Here is a 19,095-nt window from a genome sequence, read left to right as displayed (position 1 = left end):
GGAAGGTGTCATCCCGTGACTTGTCCACGCTGCGGAGCGAAGACCCGCTCGAAAACCACTGTTTGTCCGACGTGTGGCCATCGCCCACGTCGCTTGAAATGGATCGCTGCCCCCATCGTCATTGCCCTCATCGCATTCGTCTCCTTTTTAACGAACGCCTATCTGACCGACAGCCCGCGCTCGAGTGATTCGCTCGCCGACAAAGTCGATTTGAACATCACGGAAGACACGGTCTCAGCCGATGGTGCCACCAACGTCGACCTCGAGACGTTGCAAGAAAGCCTTTATACCGTCGGCACAGGTACCGGATTTTTGATTAGCCCGCAAGACGTGTTGACGGCGGCCCATAACGTCGCCGGCATCACTCGTGTCACGATGAAACACGGTGACAAGGCAGTGAACGGAACCGTCATCGGTCGGACCGACGCCATCGCCGTCATCCGCATCGAAAAAGTGAAAGCGACCCCGTTCTCGTTCAGCCATGCGATTGTCGGACTGGACGAATCGGTGTTGACCCTCGCACCGGACGAACAGTTTGAAGGAACGCTCACGTTCGAAGAAGATAGCTATCGTCGCGAATTTGATTTACCGAACCGCGCCATCGGCAGCCCGATCGTCACGGCCAATGGACGGGTGCTCGGACTTCACTTGGTGACGAAGACACTTCCGGTCGCCTTGTTCGAACAAGACGTGCTGTCGTTCCTCGAGTCGGACACACCGGCCCCGCCACCGACGACAAAACACGATACCCCGGCCGCTGAACTCGCACCAGTCGCACCGATCACACCGGTCCCAAAACGTGAAGACCCGGTTGAACCCGCTCCGGCCCCTGAACCGGAACCAGCGCCAGAACCGGCACCAGCTCCGGAAGCCGAGGCAGCACCCGAAACACCGGAACCGACCGAGCCGCCAGTGGAAGAACCGGCACCGATCGAGGAAGAGCCGCCGGCCGAACCGGAACAACCGGCCGAAGAACCTGAGGCACCTCCCGTCACGGAGCAACCGACCGAGCCCGACGTTCCCGTGACCGAACCGGCGGAACCGGTCGAGCCAGAACAACCGGCAGCTCAGGAAAAAGAAGCGGAGGCGACGGCACCGGTCAAGAAACAAGACAAGCCGAAAGCCACCGCCAAGCCTGATAAGAAAGAGACACCACCCGCCGCCAAAGAGAAACCGGTCGCCGATGACGCGACCGAAGAAGCCACGGACGAGCCGGCTGAAGACGAAGAAAGCACGCCATCTGAATGATGACGTGCTTTTTACGTGTCTTTTCGCGTGCGTCGCTGCAAGTTTCCGACTGCCGCCCCGAATAGGAGCAGGATGATAGATAACATCCAAAACGGCATCACGTCCTGTAACAACCAGACGATCAGCGCACTGATGGCGATGACGACACCCATCCATAAGAAATTCGACTGTCCCATTTCGTTCACCTCGGTCTCATCATAGCACATCGATCCGATGCGCCGTCGCCTGGGGCGGCAGCGAGCGGGTCATCTTCTCATCATGCTCGACGCGGACGTATTGCCCGACGGCGAGCGGTGTCTCGTCCTCTCGCAAGACGCCTTCCCAATGAAACACGATTCCATCGAACGGCTCGGCATCCAAGTCCGGTGCGACCCGGATTCGCGTCGGCTCGAGTTCGACGATATAGCCTGTGAACGTGACCATCTTCATCCCTCCATTTCCTCGGAAATCCTTCCCTATTCTTTTCCCATATCTTGAAAAAAGTCTACTCGTCTGTCCAATTGCTCGGTATAATGAAGCCACACTCATTTACGCCGGGAGGGACTTCTGTGAAACACACCATCGATTTACACCATCCAGACTTTCAACGCACCTTCCTCGAGATGATGCTCCTTGAAGAAATGATTGACGACTATAACGCCGAATCGATTGAGTCACTCGTCGTCCGCGGCGAGACGAACTTCCCGGACGACCCGTTCTTCACGGCGATGCGAGCCTATCCGCTCATCCGTGAAGGCGAGTTCGGCCGGGCCCGCGACGTGCTCGAAGCCGCGAGCACGAAAGGCGACCATTACATGATTCATTGCCTCCACGGCATCTTGAGCGACGATACGAACTTCTTGTTCGAGGCCGAGCAACATTTCCTTCGGGCCGTCGAACGCTATCCCGACGTGCCGATCGTCCAACGCACCATCGCCGTCCATTACTTCAATCGCAAATTTTACGGGGAGGCCGGTCTCCATTTGATGCATTACGTCCGGCTCGCCGGATTCAACGAAGAGACCGTGCCGATGCTGCTCGATTTCTTCCAAGTGTACGATGAGATTCCGCTCGAGATGAACGATGAGTTGCTCAAGACGGCCATCGGATATTTGAACGCCAATCCGCGCAACCCGCGCGCCCACTCGCTCTATGCGTCCATCTGTAGCCATCGGGTCGAGATGCTCGTCAAACGGTTGCCGGAAGACAACCATCAGCTCGACGACGAGACAATTGCGATGTTGCTCGAGGTCGAAGAGCACGGCATGTGGAGCGCGACGTATGACGACAGCGAGGACCAGATGTTCCGCGCCATGTTCGCCGATTATATCGACAACGTCGTCTTGCCGAACACGTCGAAACTTTACGTATATCGCTTGCGTCTCCGCTACTGGTATCACCGACTCACGCACCGGTTGACCGGGGGCTACGGTGATTCGATGCGCTCGTCTTAATTGAATTCAAACAGGGGTCCTGCCACCATATGTTGGTGACGGGACCCCTGTTTTTTTCATTTGACCTGATTACATATACGGATGAATCGGTCCGCGCAACTCGAACGAGTAATCCTCGTGGTTGACGATGCCGACGACTTGATCGCTCTCGAGCAGTTGGACTAAGAACCCGGCCATCTCTTCGGCCGTATGATACTTCTCGACGTTTTGGCTGTAGTCAAAGTCGTCCTCTTCGCGGGCCCGGTTGGCAAAGCCCGTCTCCGTCGCGGCCGGGGCGAGCACTTTCGCGCGCAGTTTGTCCCCGTCGTTCATGAGCTCGCGGGCGAGCCCTTCTGTGTACGCGCTGACGAAGAACTTGGTCGCGCTGTACGTCACACCTTTTTTGGCGATGTGATAGCCGACGACCGATGCGACGTTCAACAGCGTCGCCCCTTCGACGTTATGATAGTCGCGGACGTATAGGCTCGATAGCACCGTCAACGCCTCGACGTTCAAACGGATCATGTTCTCGATTTTCCCGACCTCGACGTCTTTCACGAAATTCGAATCGCCGAACCCGGCGTTGTTGACCCACGTCTCGATGTCGAGATCGGCGAGCGACTCATACAGCCCGTACACGTTTTCACTGTACGACAAGTCCTTCGCCTTGATGATGACCTCGCTCTTCGGTGCGATCGCCTGGATTTCACTCCGCAACTTCTCGAGTTCGTCGTGCCGCCGTGCCACGAGCACGAGCGACTTCCCTTGCTTGGCGAGCAACTTCGCTGCCTCGTATCCAATACCTGAACTAGCTCCGGTGATGACAGTATATTTCATGATGTGTCCCCTTTTCACGTTAGTCGAGATGTTGTCTCTCTCCCGCAATTCCCGTAACGCCTCCCCGTCAATCCTGACAACACGCAAAAACCGCCCTCGCCTGTTCAGGCAAGGACGGTTCGACTCACGTCTGGAAGCGACCGATGAGCGTCTGCAAGTCACCGGTCATATTGCCGAGTGACTCGGCGACACCGTTCAACTCTTGAATCATCGCGAGTTGGGCGTCAGCCGTCTCGCCGACGCTACGCATCGTCTCGGCCGTGCCTTCACTGTCGCTCGCCATATGGATGGCCGCGGTCGCGACTTGTTTCGTCGTGATGGCAATCTCGTTCGAGGCGACCCGAATCTGTTCCGTGTTCTCGACCGAGGCGTGCAATTGCCCGACAATCTGCTGGAACGACGCCGTCGCTTCTTCGAGCAGCGCCGTGTTCGTCTCGACGCGGCGGGCGCTGATAGCGTGACGCTCGAGCACCGCGTTCGACTGGGCTTGAATCGACTCAATCAAGCCGGCGATTTGGGATGCCGATTGTTTCGACTGCTCCGCAAGTTTCCGCACTTCTTCGGCGACGACGGCGAAACCTTTTCCTTGCTCCCCGGCCCGGGCCGCTTCGATGGCCGCGTTCAAGGCGAGCAAGTTCGTCTGGTCGGTGATCGATTGGATGACCTCGGTGATGAGGGCGATCTCGTCCGACTGTTGTTTCAACGCGGTGATCGACTGACCCGTCACGACCGTCTCCGATTCAAGCGCGAGCACTTCTTGTTTCGCCTGTTGAATCGTCTGTTCGCCGCGTTCCGCGAGCGAGAGACTCGTCTGGACGTCTTGGCTGATTGTGCCGATCGATGTGGCAATCCGTTCGACACCTTCATCGGCTGCTGCGACCGCCTGTCCGCTCTTCGAGGCAGCGGCAGCCTGGTTGACCGTCTCCCCGACGACTTGTTCAATCATCCGCGTCGTCTCCTCTGTCTGCGACGACATCTCTTCCGTGCTTGCGTACAATTCTTCCGACTGGGCCGTGATTTCCTGGGCGTTCCGGCTCACCTCATCGATGAGTTCGCGCAGGCTGCCTTTCATTTGGTTGAAGCCAATCATGAGCTCTCCAATCTCATCGCGTGTGAGCGCTTGAAGGTCGGCGCGCGTCAAATCGCCGTCGGCGACGATGCCGACCTCGTCCGATAATTGGCGGAGCGGTACGGTCACCATGCGTTGGAGCATATAGCCCGCCCCGAGCGTGAGCAACAAGATGAGAAGGGCGATTCCGGTCGAGTAGAGGAACGCTTGTCCGCCAAGGCGTTCGAGTTCCTGTTGTTTCTCGACGATGGTCGCTTCGGTCTCGGCCTGCAACCGTTCGCCCGTCTCCGAAATCGATGCCGTCACGTCTGGCATGAGGCGGAGTGTGAGGCGGTCGATATCGTCCTGGTTGTTGTTGTCGGCCGCGACGATGACTTCTTGCGCCAAGTCGTCATAGCCATTCGCATAGGAGAGCATGCTCTCGAGTTCTTTCGTCTCGGCTTCCGTCTTCGACAGGGCGAGCAATTGTTCGAGCGCCTCTTTCTTTTCTTTCGCGCCGCGTTCGATTTGGGCGCGTTGTTCGTCATTTTGGACGAGAATATAGCCGCGGACGCCGTATGCTTGACGCGTCATCCCGAGCGACAAGTCGTCGGCCGCTTTCATCTTCATGACATCTTCACGAATCATGTCTTCGTATTGGCTCGTCATATTTTGCAACGTCCATAGGTTATAGCCCATGCCGAGCGTGACGAACAGCAAAATCAATCCGATGCCGCTAAACAGTTTTTGTGTCAAAGACAGTTGATTGAATCGTTTCATAATCCTTCGAGGACTGTGTCCTCTCCCACCTCTATTTCTCTATTTTTGGAACTACATGGGTTTTATCGGACAGTGCAAACGGTTTTCCAACTTTCTGGCACATTTGTTTGGAGATTGACCTCATTTCCTAGTTTCCGTTTCAATGTTTCGCCACACAAAAAAACCGCAACACGTGGCTGCGGTCTAGCATCATAGTTTAAATTGTGACACCCGGTTCGAGAGTTCGACCGCACGTTGTTCGGTATCCTGCATCCGTGCCTGGACGTCGTTGAACCGTTCGACGGACAATTGGACCTTCTCCGAAATCGACTGCGTCCCGTCCGCTCCTTCGGTCACGGTCGTCGCAACCTCTTGGATGACGTGGAGGATGTTGTCGGTCATATGACGGAGTTGGAGCGCGTTCGTCTCAAACGTCTCCGCCGTCTGGCCGAACACGGTCGCATCCGCTTCATATTGTGTGGCCGACTCCTCGAGCCGGTCGTAATCGGCGAGCACTTTCGTGTCGAGGAACGTCAACATATCGGCTGAGCTTGTGTTGAGCCGGGCGACCGAATCGATGACCGTCGTTGACACCGCTTGAATCTCGTTCACCGTCTGCCGCGAGTTCTCGGCCAGCTTACGAATCTCCGAGGCGACGACCGCAAAACCGCGACCGGCATCTCCGGCCCGGGCCGCCTCGATGGATGCGTTCAAGGCGAGCAAGTTCGTCTGGTCGGCGATGGTAAGGATGGCTTTCGTCAAGACACGAATCTCTTCGACCGACTGGGCCCCTTTGATGGCCTCGTCGAGCTCGATGCGTTTCTGCTCGATGATGGCGTTCGCTTCCGTCTTCGAGGCGACGGCTTGTTCGCGCATCGCATGGGCCCGACGCTCGACGGCACCTGCTGTTGTCGCGCTGTCATTCGACAAGTCGACAATCGTATCGATGGAACTGCCCATCTCGGTCGTCGATGCGCTCATCTCTTGCGACGAGGCGGCCGTTTCTTCCATACCGGCCGTCAGTTCCTCGACCGTGCCGGACGTCTCTTCCATATAACGACTCAGTTCGGTCACTTCCGTCGCTACTTCTTTTGACGAGACGAGGACGATTTTTGCCGTCTTGTCGACGTCAATCATGATGTCGCGAAGCGTCGCGAGGAACGTGTTGAACGAGCGGCTCACTTGCGCAATCTCGTCGTTCGACGTGACCGGGATGGCCATCGTCAAGTCGCCGCCTTGTGAGGCCAACTCGTCGAATTTCTCTTGGAGCACACGCATCGGTTTGATGATAGAGCGCAGTAAGCTCAGTCCGAGGAAGAATAGCAACGCAATTGCACCGATCGTCACCGCGAGTAGCGCGATGAGCGACTGCCCGAACTCACGTTCCATGTCGGCGCCGACACGTTGTGAGCCTTCCGAGTTGTAGTCGACGAGCTCGGTCAGGCGTTGCGTGAAGTTATCGTATGTCGATTGGGACTGGGCGTCATAATACGAGCGAGCCATACCGTTGTTTCCGGACGTGCTGAAAATCAGCATGTTGTCCGACACGCGTTGATACATCTCCCACTGCTTACTGAAGTTGGCGAACAGTTCTTTGTCCGTCTCACCCGTCACCGTCTGTTCATATTTCGGGGCGATTTCATTGATTCGTGTCCGAATCTCTTTCATCACGGACATCAATTCTTCTTTCGCGGCCGTGTCGTCCGTCACGATGTGTTCGAGCTCGAGCGCGCGATAGTTCGCCGCGAGTGTGTTCAGTTCGTGGGCGTAGTCGAGCCCTTTGTTCCAGTTGTTGACGATATCATCACCTTGTCGGTTCGCATCGGCGAGCGACAAGAGCGAGTAGCCACCGACACCTGCGACCATGAGGAGCGCGAGAATGACGAGTCCCCACAGCTTTTGACGGATGGTCAGGTTCTTGCCGGTCACTCGTTTACCTTCACGCGTGCTCGGCTTTCGTTGTTTCGGTTTCCATTGAAAGCGCTGGACGTTTAAACGATTCCGTAACGCTATCCACTTCTGTTTCACTGACATATGTATATTCCCCTCTCGCATGCAACGTTTCTTCCTATATCGTCTTGACGTCGAGGAATCTAAAGTGGATTGACCAAAATAAAAAAAGATGACTGAAAAATCAGTCACCTTCTCACTACATCATAAAACGGTCTTTACGGTCTGGCCGCTTCGGTTGGCCGGCGTCACGACTTTAATCGTCAACTTCGACCCCCGTTTTTGCGGTTTGATAGACACGTTCGTCGAAGTCGATGTGATCGTCTTCTTCGCGACGAGCGTCTTCCCGTTATAAATCGTCACCGTGCCGTACGGGACGTTCGAGCGAACAGCAATCGCTTTCGTCGTCGAACGAATCGTGCCGGTGCTCACCGTCGGACGCACGCCTGCTTTGACGGTCGCGCTCTTCGCGTCACGGGCAACTCCGACTTTCGCCTCGAACACGAGCTTCGTGCCGGCGCGCTGACGGGCGAACTTCACTTGATAGCTGCCGGTCGAGTTCGCCTTCGTCCGTCCGATCACTTTCGTCCCGACCTTGACGTTGACCGTGGCGTTCGGGAGTGTCTTGCCTTTCCACGTGCTCACTTCGTCAGACGGCGCGAAAGACGTCAACGAGGCCGTCGGGATTTTGTACGTCGTCCGCTTTTTCTTCGACCCGATCGACGACTCGACGGCGACCGACGTGCCGGGTTTCACCGAGATCCGGTAGCGGTCTTTTCCAACCTCAGTGAATGAGATCGGTTTCCCATTCACGATGAAGTTTAAGTAGGCCGGTGTATCTTTCAATACCGTAAACGTTGAAGTAGACGATGTGACGAGCACATCTTTGATGCTGAGCGTCTTCGGCGCATCACTCGTTACGATTTGTTCGAACGTTTTACTGAGCTCCGGACGGAAGCTAGCGATGAGTCGAATCGTCTGTCCTTCCCATAGTGGACCTTTCAAGGCGATGACGTTCGTCCCAGGAACGAGACGCTTTGCCGATTCATCTCTGCCATTTCGGGCAACCGCGAGCAGTGGTGAGAGCGTCCCGTTATAATGAACGGTCACGGTCGTATCACCTGTCTTCGGTGGTTCCGTCCATGTGACGTCAGGCACCGGATAATCTGTTGATACGTAAAGATTGGCATACTGACTGTTCGTGTCGAGAATGCGATAAATGACACGGTAGTACATCGGCTTGTCCCGATTGTACGCAGTCAGCTTCGCGATTCCCGCCGCGTCCGCCTTGACTTCACGAACTTCAAAGTTTGTCGGTGAGAACAATTGGCGCACTTCGACTCGGGCATTTGGTTTCGTCCGAATCGTCACACCTTCCATCGCCGTCTCGGTCAACACCTCGGCGATGTTCGTGTCGGTCGGTTCATTCATCTGGAACGTCTGTTTGACCGATGCTTTTGTGGCTTGGTCATACGTCGCGTGATTTGCTGCCCAAACCGTGATTGTTTGATTTCCCCAGAGAATGCCGCGTGAGAACTTGAAACGTCCTGTCTCATCGGCCGTGACCGACCCGTCACAGCTCGCGTATTTGTTGTTTTCACATGTTACATACACCGTCATGTTCGGCGCAGTCATACCGGTAATCTCACCGACCGGCCCGTTGGCAAACGACGTCTCGATTTGAAGCGGCACTTTCGTCACCGGATTCAAGGTAACTCTGCTACTCGTGAGGTTACCGAATCGAACCGCATAACTGAACGACTCGTCGAACGATGGGACCGTGTATCCTTCATCGAATGAGCGCGTCGCGTCGACGACTTCTACATCCCCTTCCAAATACGCAACCGGGACCTTATGGTAGACGCGGTCGATTGTCACGACGGTCGCCATCAGTTGATACGGCTCGCCTAACCAGTAGTTGTCGTCACCAGTCGGTTTCGTAGCTTTCAGCGATGTGTATAGCTGAGCTGGAATCAGGTGGGCACGCTCTGCCGCCAATAAGCGCTGATCGTTTCGAAGCAAGTAGCCTCCGTGCAACAGTTTATAGTCAAGCCGTGAATTGAACGAATCTAGTCGTAATTTGTTCAATGTCTTCGTCGCTAAATCGATGGTGACCAAATAATCGAACTCAGTCATCGCGTAGTATGTGCCGTTTTGATAAGTAAACGACTCGATTTCATAGAGCGACTGATTTTTCAAATCCAGTGTCGTGATGGTACGTTGCTTCCAATCGTACACGTATAAGTCACTAACTCCATCTAACAGAAGATGATCTGTCGTAGGTTCAGCAAACACCGCTGTCACCGTATTCGGCATCTTGACTGTCTCGATGGTCTCGCCTGTATCTGGATTCAGATGATGCAGGACGTCCGAGTACGTGTCCGCAACGACAAGTTCATTCGCGTTTGTCGCCAACATCACTTGTTCGCGATCCGAAAGAGCACGTTCCCATTTTTTGACGCCCTCCGAATCAGTCATTACGAGTTGCTTCGAGACTTTGTTCTCCCACAGCATGATGTCACGACTCACATCATACGTGATAAGTCGAATCGATTCTGTATCGAACGGCGGGACGAATTCGCGGGTCGCTCCATCACGATTAACATGAATCATATCCCCGGTCCGATGATGCGTCGCCATGAACGCTTCGCCATCTAGGCTCGGCTTGAACGTATAGAAATCTCCATACGCCCCATCTTCATCATACGACCGATCCGCCGTCAGATTGTCGTTGAAATCGATCGGTACGACGGTTTGTCGCTTTACATCATGAAGACGCGTGAATCCGTCTTGATAATCTAAATAGAAGGAAGACCCTTCAATCGTCTTCACTTCTTGTTCGAGCAGCGTGCCCAGCTCGAACTTCGATGTCGCATTCGCTTGACCCATCGGGAACATCACGAATAACAGTGCGACGAATAAGAGTAAATAGTGCCATTTCTTCATTTACAATACCTGCCTTTTATTCAATATATTTTAAATATACCTTCAATTTGTGATTTTTAGAAGAATAACAGGAAAAAAGCACCGTCTCTTTTTTGAGACGATGCCTTTTGGATTATTGGACGTTCAACACGGTCTGTGTGCCTTCAATCATCTTGATCTCGGTCCATTTGACGACGCTCTTGCCGAGCGGGTCGTTGGCGACCATGAAGTCGGCGAGTGCTTGCACTTTCAACGCGTCGACTGGCTGCTTTACGTTATTCAAACGGAAGCGCGATACTTTATTGAACATATCTAAAAATGCGATTTCTACTTTAGTCTCAGTCATGGGTTAGTCCTCCTTGGAATGTGGGTGTGATTAGACGAGATCGTATTCGCGAACGACCGACACGGTGAAATCTTCTTGTTCGGTCAAGTCGAGCATGAGGTGACCAAACGCCTCGGCATTGTCAGCCGTGAGCGCCGCCCGAATCGGACCGAAGCGCTGCGTTTTCTTCGTCGGTTTCAAACTGTTCAAATCGTGGTGCGTCGTCAAGACGAGCGTGGCTTTCTTTTCAGTCAATACGGCCATGGGGGATGGCTCCTTTCGGGGATGGATTACAATTCAGATGGATAGGTCGAGTCGAGACGTTCGAGCAGTTGAATCATGCGCTCAAGGCGCGTCTCGATTCGGTGGAGCAGATAAAGCGAGACGACGATTGGGAAGCCGAGGTTCGAGATGAGTTCGGGCCAGCTCATGGGCCCACCCGCTCATCGAACACGGTTCCGGCGGGACGCTTCGGTACACGCATCAGGGGTTCCTCCAATTAGAACGTCACGTGGAATTCACGCGACACGACGTATGCGGCGGATTCGACCGCGAGAAGCGGAATCAACAGATCACCGAACTGCTTGATCTCCTCGGTCTCCATCCGCGCACCGAGTGGACCGAACCGGACGAGCTGACGCTTTTCCTTGCCGTCAACGAGCCGCTTCGTGTCGAGATAAAAGACGCTTGCATATTCTCGATACACTGCCATATGTCTCACCTCCTTCGCCCCTATTAACCGAAGTTGGTGAATGTTTGCTCATATTTCCTTGTAACCTTTTCGTAACGACTATAGACCTATTCTGAATGAATGTGCATTCATCGGTCAAAATCGGCTTTATTCCTTGAATTCTCATACCAATTAGGGTATCTTAATAGACGTCAATCGAATTTCGAAAACACACCTAAAGTCCCATGAATTCATTTCCCCACTTTGAAAAAACTGGCAGTTAATTGCTTAGAAATGGGTTACTATACGGAGGAGGGCATTTTCGAAATGACCAGTTTGACTTGAAGAAGGAGATACTCTAGATGAACAGCTTAGACTTCGCACTCAACACTTCTATTCCTTCCGCTCAACTCGACTTCGACCACACCGACCTGACGTTTTATGCGACTGACTGGGATGCATATAGCCCGGAAAACGCGAAGCCGCTCCTGTACAACGAACGCCCATTGACCGTCTATCCACTCAAAGAACTGAGCCGTGCGTTTCATGTCGCCGGGATTCCTCGTAGCCAGCAACAGCTGATCAAATGGGAAACCGACGGCGTCTTGCCACCGACCCCGTTCACGATGGGACGCAAGCGCTTCTATACGGAAAATCAGATTCGGACAATCGTCGACATCGCATTGGAATGCGGACTACGGCCCCGGACACACGTCAAAAAGACGAACTTCTCCGAGCTAGCCCATAAAGAATTGGCGTACATACTTCAATTGGAATTGAAAACCGAACTCCCGCATGAATGAGCGGACATGAGGCAGCCCTTCCTGAATCGTCAGGAAGGGCTGTTTTTGGATACCTTACAATTTCACCCGAGCCGCCTCGGGGACGTCCGCGAACTCGTCATCGACGTGTTGAACGATGCCCGTTTCTCCGAGCGGAACATCACGTTCACGAGTGAAGACGCCGAGACGCGTGCCATCGACCGGCACTTCATGAAACGGGCGCTGCTCAACTTCTTGTATAACGCCCTGCTCCATAACGAGGAGACGGTCGCCGTCCATGTGACCGTCACGCAGGATGTGATCACGATTCAAGACGACGGCATCGGCATCGAAGCGAGCGAACTGCCGTACATTTTCGAGCGCTATTATCGGGGCACGAACACGACCGACGCGCTCGGGAGCGGCCTTGGTATGGCCATTTCCCGGGACATCATCAAAGCGCACGGTGGCACCGTCACGATGTCGAGCGAACGCGGCCATGGGACGACGATCCGCATCGAATTGCCGGCATAACAAAGAAGGATCCGCTCAACGGAGCGAATCCTTTTTCGTTGTGTCATAATCCTCAATCCACGTCTCGAGCTCGTCAACCGGGAGCGGACGTGAGAAATAATAACCTTGCATCTCGTCACAGCCGAGCGAGCGGAGCGTGTGGCGCTGGTCCGGTGTCTCGATGCCCTCGCACACCGTCTTCAAGCCGAGCCCGCGGGCGAGTTCGATAATCGATTGGACGATGACGTTGCCGGTCGGGTCGTTGTCCGTCACTTGGATGAACTGCCGATCGATTTTTATCTCATGAATCGGATAGTGCTTCAAATAGACGAACGCCGAGAAGCCCGTCCCGAAGTCGTCAATCGAGATGGAGAAACCTTGTTCCCGGAAGGCGACGAACCGGTCGATGACGTGCTGCTGATTCTCCATGCCGACGCTCTCGGTGATCTCGAACGTCAAATAGTTCGGACAGACGCCCATCACCTTGACGATGTGGGCCAACTTTTCGACGACCCCGTCCGATAGGAAGTGCCGGGCCGACAAGTTCAAGGCGAGCTGATACATCCGGCCCGCGTCGTGCCACGTCTTCAACTGGCGGCACGCCGCCTCGAGCGCCCACTCCTCGAGCGCGATGATGACACCGGTCGACTCGGCGAGCGGGATGAAGTCGAGCGGCGGAATCAACCCTTGTTTCGGATGGATCCAGCGCATCAGCCCTTCAAATCCGTTCAGCTTGCCCGTCGCCGCCTCAATCTTCGGCTGATAATAGAGCGAAAACTCGTTCAAGGCGAGCCCTTTCCGCAAGTTCATCTCGAGCGTCAGCCGGGCCGTCGCCTTCTCGCCCATTTCTTCCTCATAAAAGACGATACCCCCACGCTGTACGTGACGCTCATTTGCCGTGATTCGGGTCGTGTCCATCATCTCGAGCGTCGAACGCGACTTGTCCTCGATCGAGATGAAGGCGCTCATCGTCAAGACGACGTCGAGTTCACCGACCGCGAACGGTTCGCTCGTCACCGTCTCGCAAATCAAATCGGCGAGCGCCTTCACTTTGATTCGGTCGCCATAAGGCGTCCACAGCAAGAACCCCGATTGGGAGACACGCGCCAACAGCGACGCATCGACGACTTGGCCGAGCCGTTCCGCCAGTTCGATGACGATATCATCGGCGCGTTGGATGCCGATCGCCGTCTCGACAGAGCGAAACTCATCGGCGCGCATATAAATCAACGAGCCGAGCTGATGCGGCGCCTGTTCACGGAGCGCGTCCACCCGCTCGACGAACCCGTTCAAGTTCATGAGCCCGGTCTGTTCGTCCGTATAGGCGAGCTTGGCGATATGTTCGTCGACCTCACGACGGTCGAGCCGTAGATAAAGGATGGCGATAAAATCGGACAGCGTGCTGACGATCAGCTCCTCGATGAACGTCCATTGCCGCGGCGCGAACGTCTCGCAACAGATGACCCCTTTCGCCTCATTGTTCGCATAAATCGGGGCATCGAGCATCGAATAAATCCGTTGCCCTTCCACGAAGTACTGCTGATACAAATCCTTCACCCATTCGTGTGTCCGGACGTCTTCGAACGGGAGCACCCGGTTCGTCCGGAGCGCGTCGAAATAGACAGGTGCGTCCCCACGCATGACCGTCAACACCGGTTCGCTCGGCCCGTTCTCTTTCGAATAGGCGACTTGGCACGAAATCGAGGCATACGACTCGTCGAAGTGCCAAATCGACACCGTGTCGACGTCGAGCATATCCGAGACGACCTCACACATATAGGATAGCGCCTGTCTCACCGCCGCTTCCGTCACGTCAGGCATGCGGACGAGTTCGAACAGTTTCTCTTGATGTTTGCGATATGATTGTGTTGAAAAGTTCCCCTCGTTCATAAGTCCCCTACTCTCGTTCAAACGTTTTGCATTCATGATAGCATGAAAAGAACTATGTATAGGTTTCCAAAATTCAACAGAAAGTCAATTTTCAATTCCCCTGTTTCTTTAGTACTCTCGCCTCGTCCGTGACGAAAAATATTGACCTCATTTTTAACGCAATCCAAGGATTGAGCCATTTCCACCATTGCTTGCCGTTTGTGTAAACCCTACAATAAACATGTATTGCTTCACCTGTCGATAATTGTCAAAAGCACTCATAGAGAAGGAAGTGACTCAATGTCCCCTAAGTCCGGCCTCATGTACTCATTCGCAGCCATCGCCGCCGTAACGATCGTCGCCCAGGCCGACGAAGCCGCAGCAGCCAGCTCACACGTCGTCCGTGCCGGTGACACGCTTTGGTCAATCAGCCAACAGCACAACGTGTCACTCGCCAATTTGAAAGCCTTCAACAACTTGAACTCAGACCGTCTCGCCATCGGGCAGACGCTCAAATTAAGCGGGAACGCCCCGACCACGGTGAAACCTGCTGCCACACCTGCCACGTCAGGCACGGGTACCGTCACGACGGCCGCATTGAACATGCGCCTCGCCGCAGGCACATGGCATCCCGTGCTCGTCACGATCCCGAAAGGCCAGACGCTCACACCGATTCAAACGAGCGGCGCCTGGACGAAAGTCAGCTATGGCGGGAAGACCGGTTGGGTACATAACGGTTACTTGACGACCTCATCCGTCAAACCGGCTGCACCGAGCACACCGACGCCAACGACACCTGCTGCTCCGGCTCCATCAAGCAATGCTACCGTCACGACGGCCGCATTGAACATGCGCCTCGCCGCAGGCACATGGCATCAAGTGCTCGTCACGATCCCGAAAGGTCAGTCGCTCACACCGATTCAAACGAGCGGCGCCTGGACGAAAGTCAGCTATGGCGGGAAGACGGGTTGGGTACATAACGGTTATTTGACGAACTCGTCGGTCAAACCGGTTACACCAAGTACACCGGCTACACCCACTGCGCCGACAACACCGGCCGCTCCACAAGAGCAAAACATCAACCAGTCGTACGTCACGACGGCCAACTTGAACGTCCGTCAAGGCCCTGGGATTGGCTACGCCCTCGTCACGAGCATCCCGAACGGCACGACCGTCAAAGCGACAAAGCAGAGCGGCACGTGGGTATACGTCACGTATAACGGCAAGAGCGGTTACGTCAGCACCGGTTACTTGAAACAGACGACGACGGCACCGAGCGCGCCGGTCACACCGAACGCCGGAGACGGCGGTGCCGGCAACGCCTCGTTCGACTACGTCGTGAACACGCCATCGTTGAACGTCCGCACGTCGGCCTCGACGAGCTCGGCCATCATCGGTCGTGTCACGGCCGGACAGACGCTCCGGATCGTCCAGACATCGAACGGTTGGCATCAAATCTATATCGGGAATACGACCGGTTTCGTTGCGGCATCGTACGTCAAGGCAGTGCCGAAAGGGTCTACGGTAAACCCAACTCCGACTCCGGCTCCTTCACAAGGTGCTGGCCTCGCCGCCATCGCGGTCGCCAAGAAGTACGTCGGCACGCCTTACATCTGGGCATCTTCGAACCCGGCCAATGGCGGATTCGACTGCTCTGGACTCATCTATTACGCCTTCAACCAGGCAGGCTACAGCGTCCCACGAACGAACGTCGCCACATACTGGGCCGGGTCTTATTTCGGAACACAGCTTAGCAAGACGTTCGTCCCGCAAGCAGGAGACCTCGTCTTCTTCGAGAACACGTACACGGCCGGCCCGTCACACATGGGCATCATGATTAACGCGGACACGTTCATCCACGCCGGGACGTACGGACTCGGTTATAACACGATCAGTAAAGAGCCATACTGGAAGTCACGCGTCATCGGTTACAAGCGACCGTGACCTTCGGCGCATTGAAAGACCCGACCTTTGTCGGGTTTTTTTTCGTGGGGCAGGATTTCCCTCGAAAGACTCGAACACGAGAGATAGAATGGGAAGAGAAAGAAGGAGGTGTCCGATGGGAAGCAATCGATTCGCTAAAATTCCGTACCGGATTTACACGATGGCTCTCGCCGTCGCTTGTCTCATCGGCGTATTGTTGTTCGGGCTTGGCCTGAGCTATTACTGGAAAGAAAAACACGTCGCCGTCGACGAGACGGTGCGCGACTTGAATCACGCCTCCGACTTGGCCGGCGTCGAGTCGTATCTCGTCTTGCATCACGCGGCCAAGCTCTACGAGACGAACTCGGAACAACCGACGGCGTTACTGTCGGCCCCGTACCGTGAACGGGCGCTCCAATACAACGCGCAACTGCTCGACGACTTCGAGACCGGGGTCGATGAGCGTGAACGGGAGGCGTTGCTGCGCTTCTCGGAAGACCTCGAGGACACGTTGAACGCGGACGGCTCGAGCCGCTTCGAGGCCGTGCCGTTCGACGTCATCGAGTCAATCAATCGGCGCTGGCTCTATCAAGGGCTCGAACGGACCGCCCAAGCGAACACGGCCTATGAGCTGACCGATGCCGTCATGCGCATGCAGATGGCGTTCGTCGAAGGCGTCACGAACTTGCTCGCCGAGACACCGGATGAAGACCAACTCGAGTTCGAGGTCTCGACGATCGCGAACGAGGCCCGTCTGATTGAGGATATCGTCGCGACCGACCCGTCCCTCGGCACGAAACCGGTCGACGACTTGATTGAGAGCGCGCTCGCCCTCGGTCGGGTGACGGCCGCCAATTCGACGCTCGAGGCCCGTTACGTCAACGGGACGAACTTCTATGAGGACTCGCATGCCGCGCTGCAAGCCGTGCGGTCGGCGGCTGACGACACGCTCTTGACCGAGCGGGACCGTTACGGCGCACTCGCCCTCACCGTCCTGCTCATCACGCTCCTGTTGTCGGGGGCGCTCTTGTTCGCCCTCTGCTACACAAGGAAGATGTACGCCCATGATCTCGGGCATTTGAAGGCGCGCGCCCTCGCCATCGACCCGAGCACGGAACCGGTCGAGGAGACGTTCCCGCCGAGCCATGACTTCCGTGGCATCGAGGACGAGCTCCGCGAGATTGCCGTCAGCGTCCATTCGACGGTGCACACGCTCGAGACGAAGTCGAACGACCTGCTCCGGTATCACGAGCGCTGGTCGTCCCTCTTCTCCGAGACGGGTCTCGCCATCGCCTTAATCGATGATACGTACAACTTCATCGAACGCAACGATGTGTTCCGCCAGTTCTTCGGCGAACGGAACTTGTATGAAATTAATCAATTGTTCACCGACACGGGGCGACGCTTGTTGCGCGAGGCGCTCGCCGGGGTGACGGAGAATGGGACGAGTGCCCAGTTCATCCTGCACTTGAAAGGCGAGCACGTCCGCTTCTTGAACGTCAAAATCATCCCACTTAAGCGTGGCGAGACGCTCACCTATTACCTCATCCTCGAAGATGAGACCGAGCGCGTCGAACGCGAGCGCAAAGTCGACCGGCTCGTCCGGTTCGACCTCGCCACCGAACTGTACAATGAATACGGCTTCCTGCGGGCGTGGGAGAAACAGGACATCGACGGGACGTTCCTGTTGATTAAACTGAACGACTTCCACCACCTCGTCGACTGGTACGACCCGACGTACGCCGACCTGCTCATGACCGAGTTCGCCCGGCACGTCGAGGACCGGCTCGAGAAGTACGCACATCACTTGTTCGGCCGTTACCGGGACGACACGCTCATGCTGTACGTCCGCGGCTTCAGCACCGTCGATGAAAACGAGTTGATGGAACTGTTCCCGACCGAGCTGTTAATCAATCAGAAGCGTCAGACCGTCCACCTTCAAATCGGGGCGACGCATACGACGCCGAACTTTAACGATTGTCTGTTCGAGGCGACGAAGGCTTTGCAACATGCCAAAGAGACGCGGACCCCGTTCGTTTGGTACGACTCGAGCATCCTTGCCCAACTCCAATGGGCCGCCTTGATTGAACAGGCGCTCCCCGAGGCGATCGAACAAGGCTATATCACCGTCGCCTATCAGCCGCAAGTCGAGCTGAAGACGGGCCGTGTCGTCGGGGCCGAGGCGCTCGCCCGCTGGCAGCACCCGGACATCGGCTACGTGCCGCCGAACGAGTTCATCCGCATCGCCGAGCGCTCGGACCAGATCCTCTGGCTGTCGCACTCGATTCTCGACCTGGTCGTCGAACAGCTCGTCGCTTGGCGCGACACACCGTTCGCCGACATCTCGCTGTCGTATAACTTGTCGGCCCATTCGGTCGACCCGTCCATCGTCACGAAACTGCGCGAGTTGATCGAGACATATCCATGGCTGCCGGATCGCTTGAAAATCGAGTTGACCGAGTCGGCCGACATCATGTCGCACACGACAGAGCTCGAACGGCTCGAGGATATCTCTGACCTCGGCTATTGCCTCTCGATTGACGACTTCGGGACCGGCTACGCCTCGTTCGAAGCGATTTGGCACTTGCCGATTCAAGAAGTGAAAATCGACCGCATGTACGTCAGCGGGAAAGCGAAGGACAGCACGTCCTTCCTCCGCGCCGTCTCGCGTTTTGCGAGCGAACAGAAGCTGACCTCACTCGCCGAGGGCATCGAGACGAAACAAGACCTCGAGCGTATCATCGCCGAAGGCGTCGAGCTCGGACAAGGTTATTACTACGCCCCGGCCCTTGACGCGACCGCGTTCGAGGTCTGGGTGAACGACAAACGAGGGCACCTCGCCTAAGCGAGCGCCC

General features: G+C 55.7%; 17 protein-coding genes. 6 read left to right on the top strand and 11 right to left on the bottom strand.

What is annotated here, in order from left to right; genetic code table 11:
- Nucleotides 1–15 precede the first annotated feature (15 nt).
- Nucleotides 16–1,248 carry a S1 family peptidase gene (locus KNP83_RS02370; RefSeq protein ID WP_214760192.1) on the top strand — a complete coding sequence of 411 codons (1,233 nt, stop codon included), beginning with the start codon at nt 16–18 and terminating at the stop codon, nt 1,246–1,248.
- 11 nt (nt 1,249–1,259) lie between these two features.
- Here the strand turns inward: KNP83_RS02370 and KNP83_RS02365 are convergent, their stop codons facing one another.
- Complete coding sequence (locus tag KNP83_RS02365; protein ID WP_214718166.1) at nt 1,260–1,424, bottom strand: hypothetical protein; 165 nt, start codon at nt 1,422–1,424, stop codon at nt 1,260–1,262.
- A gap of 19 nt (nt 1,425–1,443) precedes the next feature.
- A complete protein-coding gene (locus KNP83_RS02360) occupies nt 1,444–1,671 on the bottom strand; it encodes a DUF3221 domain-containing protein (protein ID WP_214760189.1) in 228 nt (75 codons plus the stop codon).
- 125 nt (nt 1,672–1,796) lie between these two features.
- Here KNP83_RS02360 and KNP83_RS02355 point away from each other — a divergent pair, with 125 nt between their 5' ends.
- Nucleotides 1,797–2,681 (top strand): tetratricopeptide repeat protein, encoded by an 885-nt coding sequence (locus KNP83_RS02355; RefSeq protein WP_353048508.1) that lies wholly within the window; start codon nt 1,797–1,799, stop codon nt 2,679–2,681.
- A gap of 69 nt (nt 2,682–2,750) precedes the next feature.
- Here the strand turns inward: KNP83_RS02355 and KNP83_RS02350 are convergent, their stop codons facing one another.
- From KNP83_RS02350 to KNP83_RS02315, 8 genes are all read right to left on the bottom strand, one after another.
- Nucleotides 2,751–3,497, bottom strand: a complete 747-nt coding sequence (locus KNP83_RS02350; RefSeq protein WP_214760187.1) for an SDR family NAD(P)-dependent oxidoreductase — start codon at nt 3,495–3,497, stop codon at nt 2,751–2,753.
- A 124-nt stretch (nt 3,498–3,621) separates the two neighbouring features.
- Entirely contained in the window at nt 3,622–5,325 is a 1,704-nt protein-coding gene (locus KNP83_RS02345) for a methyl-accepting chemotaxis protein (RefSeq protein ID WP_214760185.1), read from the bottom strand.
- Between the two features lie 189 nt (nt 5,326–5,514).
- A complete protein-coding gene (locus KNP83_RS02340; RefSeq protein WP_214760183.1) occupies nt 5,515–7,338 on the bottom strand; it encodes a methyl-accepting chemotaxis protein in 1,824 nt (607 codons plus the stop codon).
- 120 nt (nt 7,339–7,458) lie between these two features.
- Nucleotides 7,459–10,200 (bottom strand): hypothetical protein, encoded by a 2,742-nt coding sequence (locus tag KNP83_RS02335; protein WP_214760181.1) that lies wholly within the window; start codon nt 10,198–10,200, stop codon nt 7,459–7,461.
- 112 nt (nt 10,201–10,312) lie between these two features.
- Nucleotides 10,313–10,525 (bottom strand): DUF2922 domain-containing protein, encoded by a 213-nt coding sequence (locus KNP83_RS02330; protein WP_021066376.1) that lies wholly within the window; start codon nt 10,523–10,525, stop codon nt 10,313–10,315.
- A gap of 30 nt (nt 10,526–10,555) precedes the next feature.
- Nucleotides 10,556–10,768 (bottom strand): hypothetical protein, encoded by a 213-nt coding sequence (locus tag KNP83_RS02325; RefSeq protein ID WP_058764453.1) that lies wholly within the window; start codon nt 10,766–10,768, stop codon nt 10,556–10,558.
- A 26-nt stretch (nt 10,769–10,794) separates the two neighbouring features.
- Nucleotides 10,795–10,935 carry a YvrJ family protein gene (locus tag KNP83_RS02320; RefSeq protein WP_021066374.1) on the bottom strand — a complete coding sequence of 47 codons (141 nt, stop codon included), beginning with the start codon at nt 10,933–10,935 and terminating at the stop codon, nt 10,795–10,797.
- A gap of 68 nt (nt 10,936–11,003) precedes the next feature.
- The gene (locus KNP83_RS02315; protein ID WP_029594867.1) at nt 11,004–11,216 is read right to left on the bottom strand and encodes a hypothetical protein; all 213 of its coding nucleotides are present in this window, start codon (nt 11,214–11,216) and stop codon (nt 11,004–11,006) included.
- Between the two features lie 320 nt (nt 11,217–11,536).
- Here KNP83_RS02315 and KNP83_RS02310 point away from each other — a divergent pair, with 320 nt between their 5' ends.
- Together KNP83_RS02310 and KNP83_RS02305 are read left to right on the top strand one after the other, a co-directional pair.
- Nucleotides 11,537–11,977 carry a helix-turn-helix domain-containing protein gene (locus tag KNP83_RS02310; protein WP_214760178.1) on the top strand — a complete coding sequence of 147 codons (441 nt, stop codon included), beginning with the start codon at nt 11,537–11,539 and terminating at the stop codon, nt 11,975–11,977.
- Between the two features lie 45 nt (nt 11,978–12,022).
- A complete protein-coding gene (locus KNP83_RS02305; protein ID WP_251139157.1) occupies nt 12,023–12,469 on the top strand; it encodes a sensor histidine kinase in 447 nt (148 codons plus the stop codon).
- A gap of 15 nt (nt 12,470–12,484) precedes the next feature.
- On the opposite strand, the gene KNP83_RS02300 is transcribed toward KNP83_RS02305, so the two are convergent.
- Nucleotides 12,485–14,338 carry a sensor domain-containing phosphodiesterase gene (locus tag KNP83_RS02300; RefSeq protein WP_214760174.1) on the bottom strand — a complete coding sequence of 618 codons (1,854 nt, stop codon included), beginning with the start codon at nt 14,336–14,338 and terminating at the stop codon, nt 12,485–12,487.
- Between the two features lie 279 nt (nt 14,339–14,617).
- Between KNP83_RS02300 and KNP83_RS02295 the strand changes: the two genes are divergently transcribed.
- Nucleotides 14,618–16,261: a C40 family peptidase gene (locus KNP83_RS02295; RefSeq protein ID WP_251139156.1), complete on the top strand. Its 1,644-nt coding sequence runs from the start codon at nt 14,618–14,620 to the stop codon at nt 16,259–16,261.
- Nucleotides 16,262–16,376: 115 nt separating this feature from the next.
- Entirely contained in the window at nt 16,377–19,085 is a 2,709-nt protein-coding gene (locus KNP83_RS02290; protein WP_214760172.1) for an EAL domain-containing protein, read from the top strand.
- Nucleotides 19,086–19,095: the final 10 nt, after the last annotated feature.

It is taken from the genome of Exiguobacterium sp. s146 (assembly GCF_018618415.1).
In the GTDB taxonomy this organism is placed as follows: domain Bacteria; phylum Bacillota; class Bacilli; order Exiguobacteriales; family Exiguobacteriaceae; genus Exiguobacterium.
This window is presented reverse-complemented; position numbering and strand designations above follow the sequence as displayed.

Coding starts and splice junctions, on each gene's coding strand:
- KNP83_RS02365 (WP_214718166.1), bottom strand. CDS start 1,424: ATGGGACAGTCGAATTTCTTATGGATGGGTGTCGTCATCGCCATCAGT.
- KNP83_RS02360 (WP_214760189.1), bottom strand. CDS start 1,671: ATGGTCACGTTCACAGGCTATATCGTCGAACTCGAGCCGACGCGAATC.
- KNP83_RS02350 (WP_214760187.1), bottom strand. CDS start 3,497: ATGAAATATACTGTCATCACCGGAGCTAGTTCAGGTATTGGATACGAG.
- KNP83_RS02345 (WP_214760185.1), bottom strand. CDS start 5,325: ATGAAACGATTCAATCAACTGTCTTTGACACAAAAACTGTTTAGCGGC.
- KNP83_RS02340 (WP_214760183.1), bottom strand. CDS start 7,338: ATGTCAGTGAAACAGAAGTGGATAGCGTTACGGAATCGTTTAAACGTC.
- KNP83_RS02335 (WP_214760181.1), bottom strand. CDS start 10,200: ATGAAGAAATGGCACTATTTACTCTTATTCGTCGCACTGTTATTCGTG.
- KNP83_RS02330 (WP_021066376.1), bottom strand. CDS start 10,525: ATGACTGAGACTAAAGTAGAAATCGCATTTTTAGATATGTTCAATAAA.
- KNP83_RS02325 (WP_058764453.1), bottom strand. CDS start 10,768: ATGGCCGTATTGACTGAAAAGAAAGCCACGCTCGTCTTGACGACGCAC.
- KNP83_RS02320 (WP_021066374.1), bottom strand. CDS start 10,935: ATGAGCTGGCCCGAACTCATCTCGAACCTCGGCTTCCCAATCGTCGTC.
- KNP83_RS02315 (WP_029594867.1), bottom strand. CDS start 11,216: ATGGCAGTGTATCGAGAATATGCAAGCGTCTTTTATCTCGACACGAAG.
- KNP83_RS02310 (WP_214760178.1), top strand. CDS start 11,537: ATGAACAGCTTAGACTTCGCACTCAACACTTCTATTCCTTCCGCTCAA.
- KNP83_RS02300 (WP_214760174.1), bottom strand. CDS start 14,338: ATGAACGAGGGGAACTTTTCAACACAATCATATCGCAAACATCAAGAG.
- KNP83_RS02295 (WP_251139156.1), top strand. CDS start 14,618: ATGTCCCCTAAGTCCGGCCTCATGTACTCATTCGCAGCCATCGCCGCC.
- KNP83_RS02290 (WP_214760172.1), top strand. CDS start 16,377: ATGGGAAGCAATCGATTCGCTAAAATTCCGTACCGGATTTACACGATG.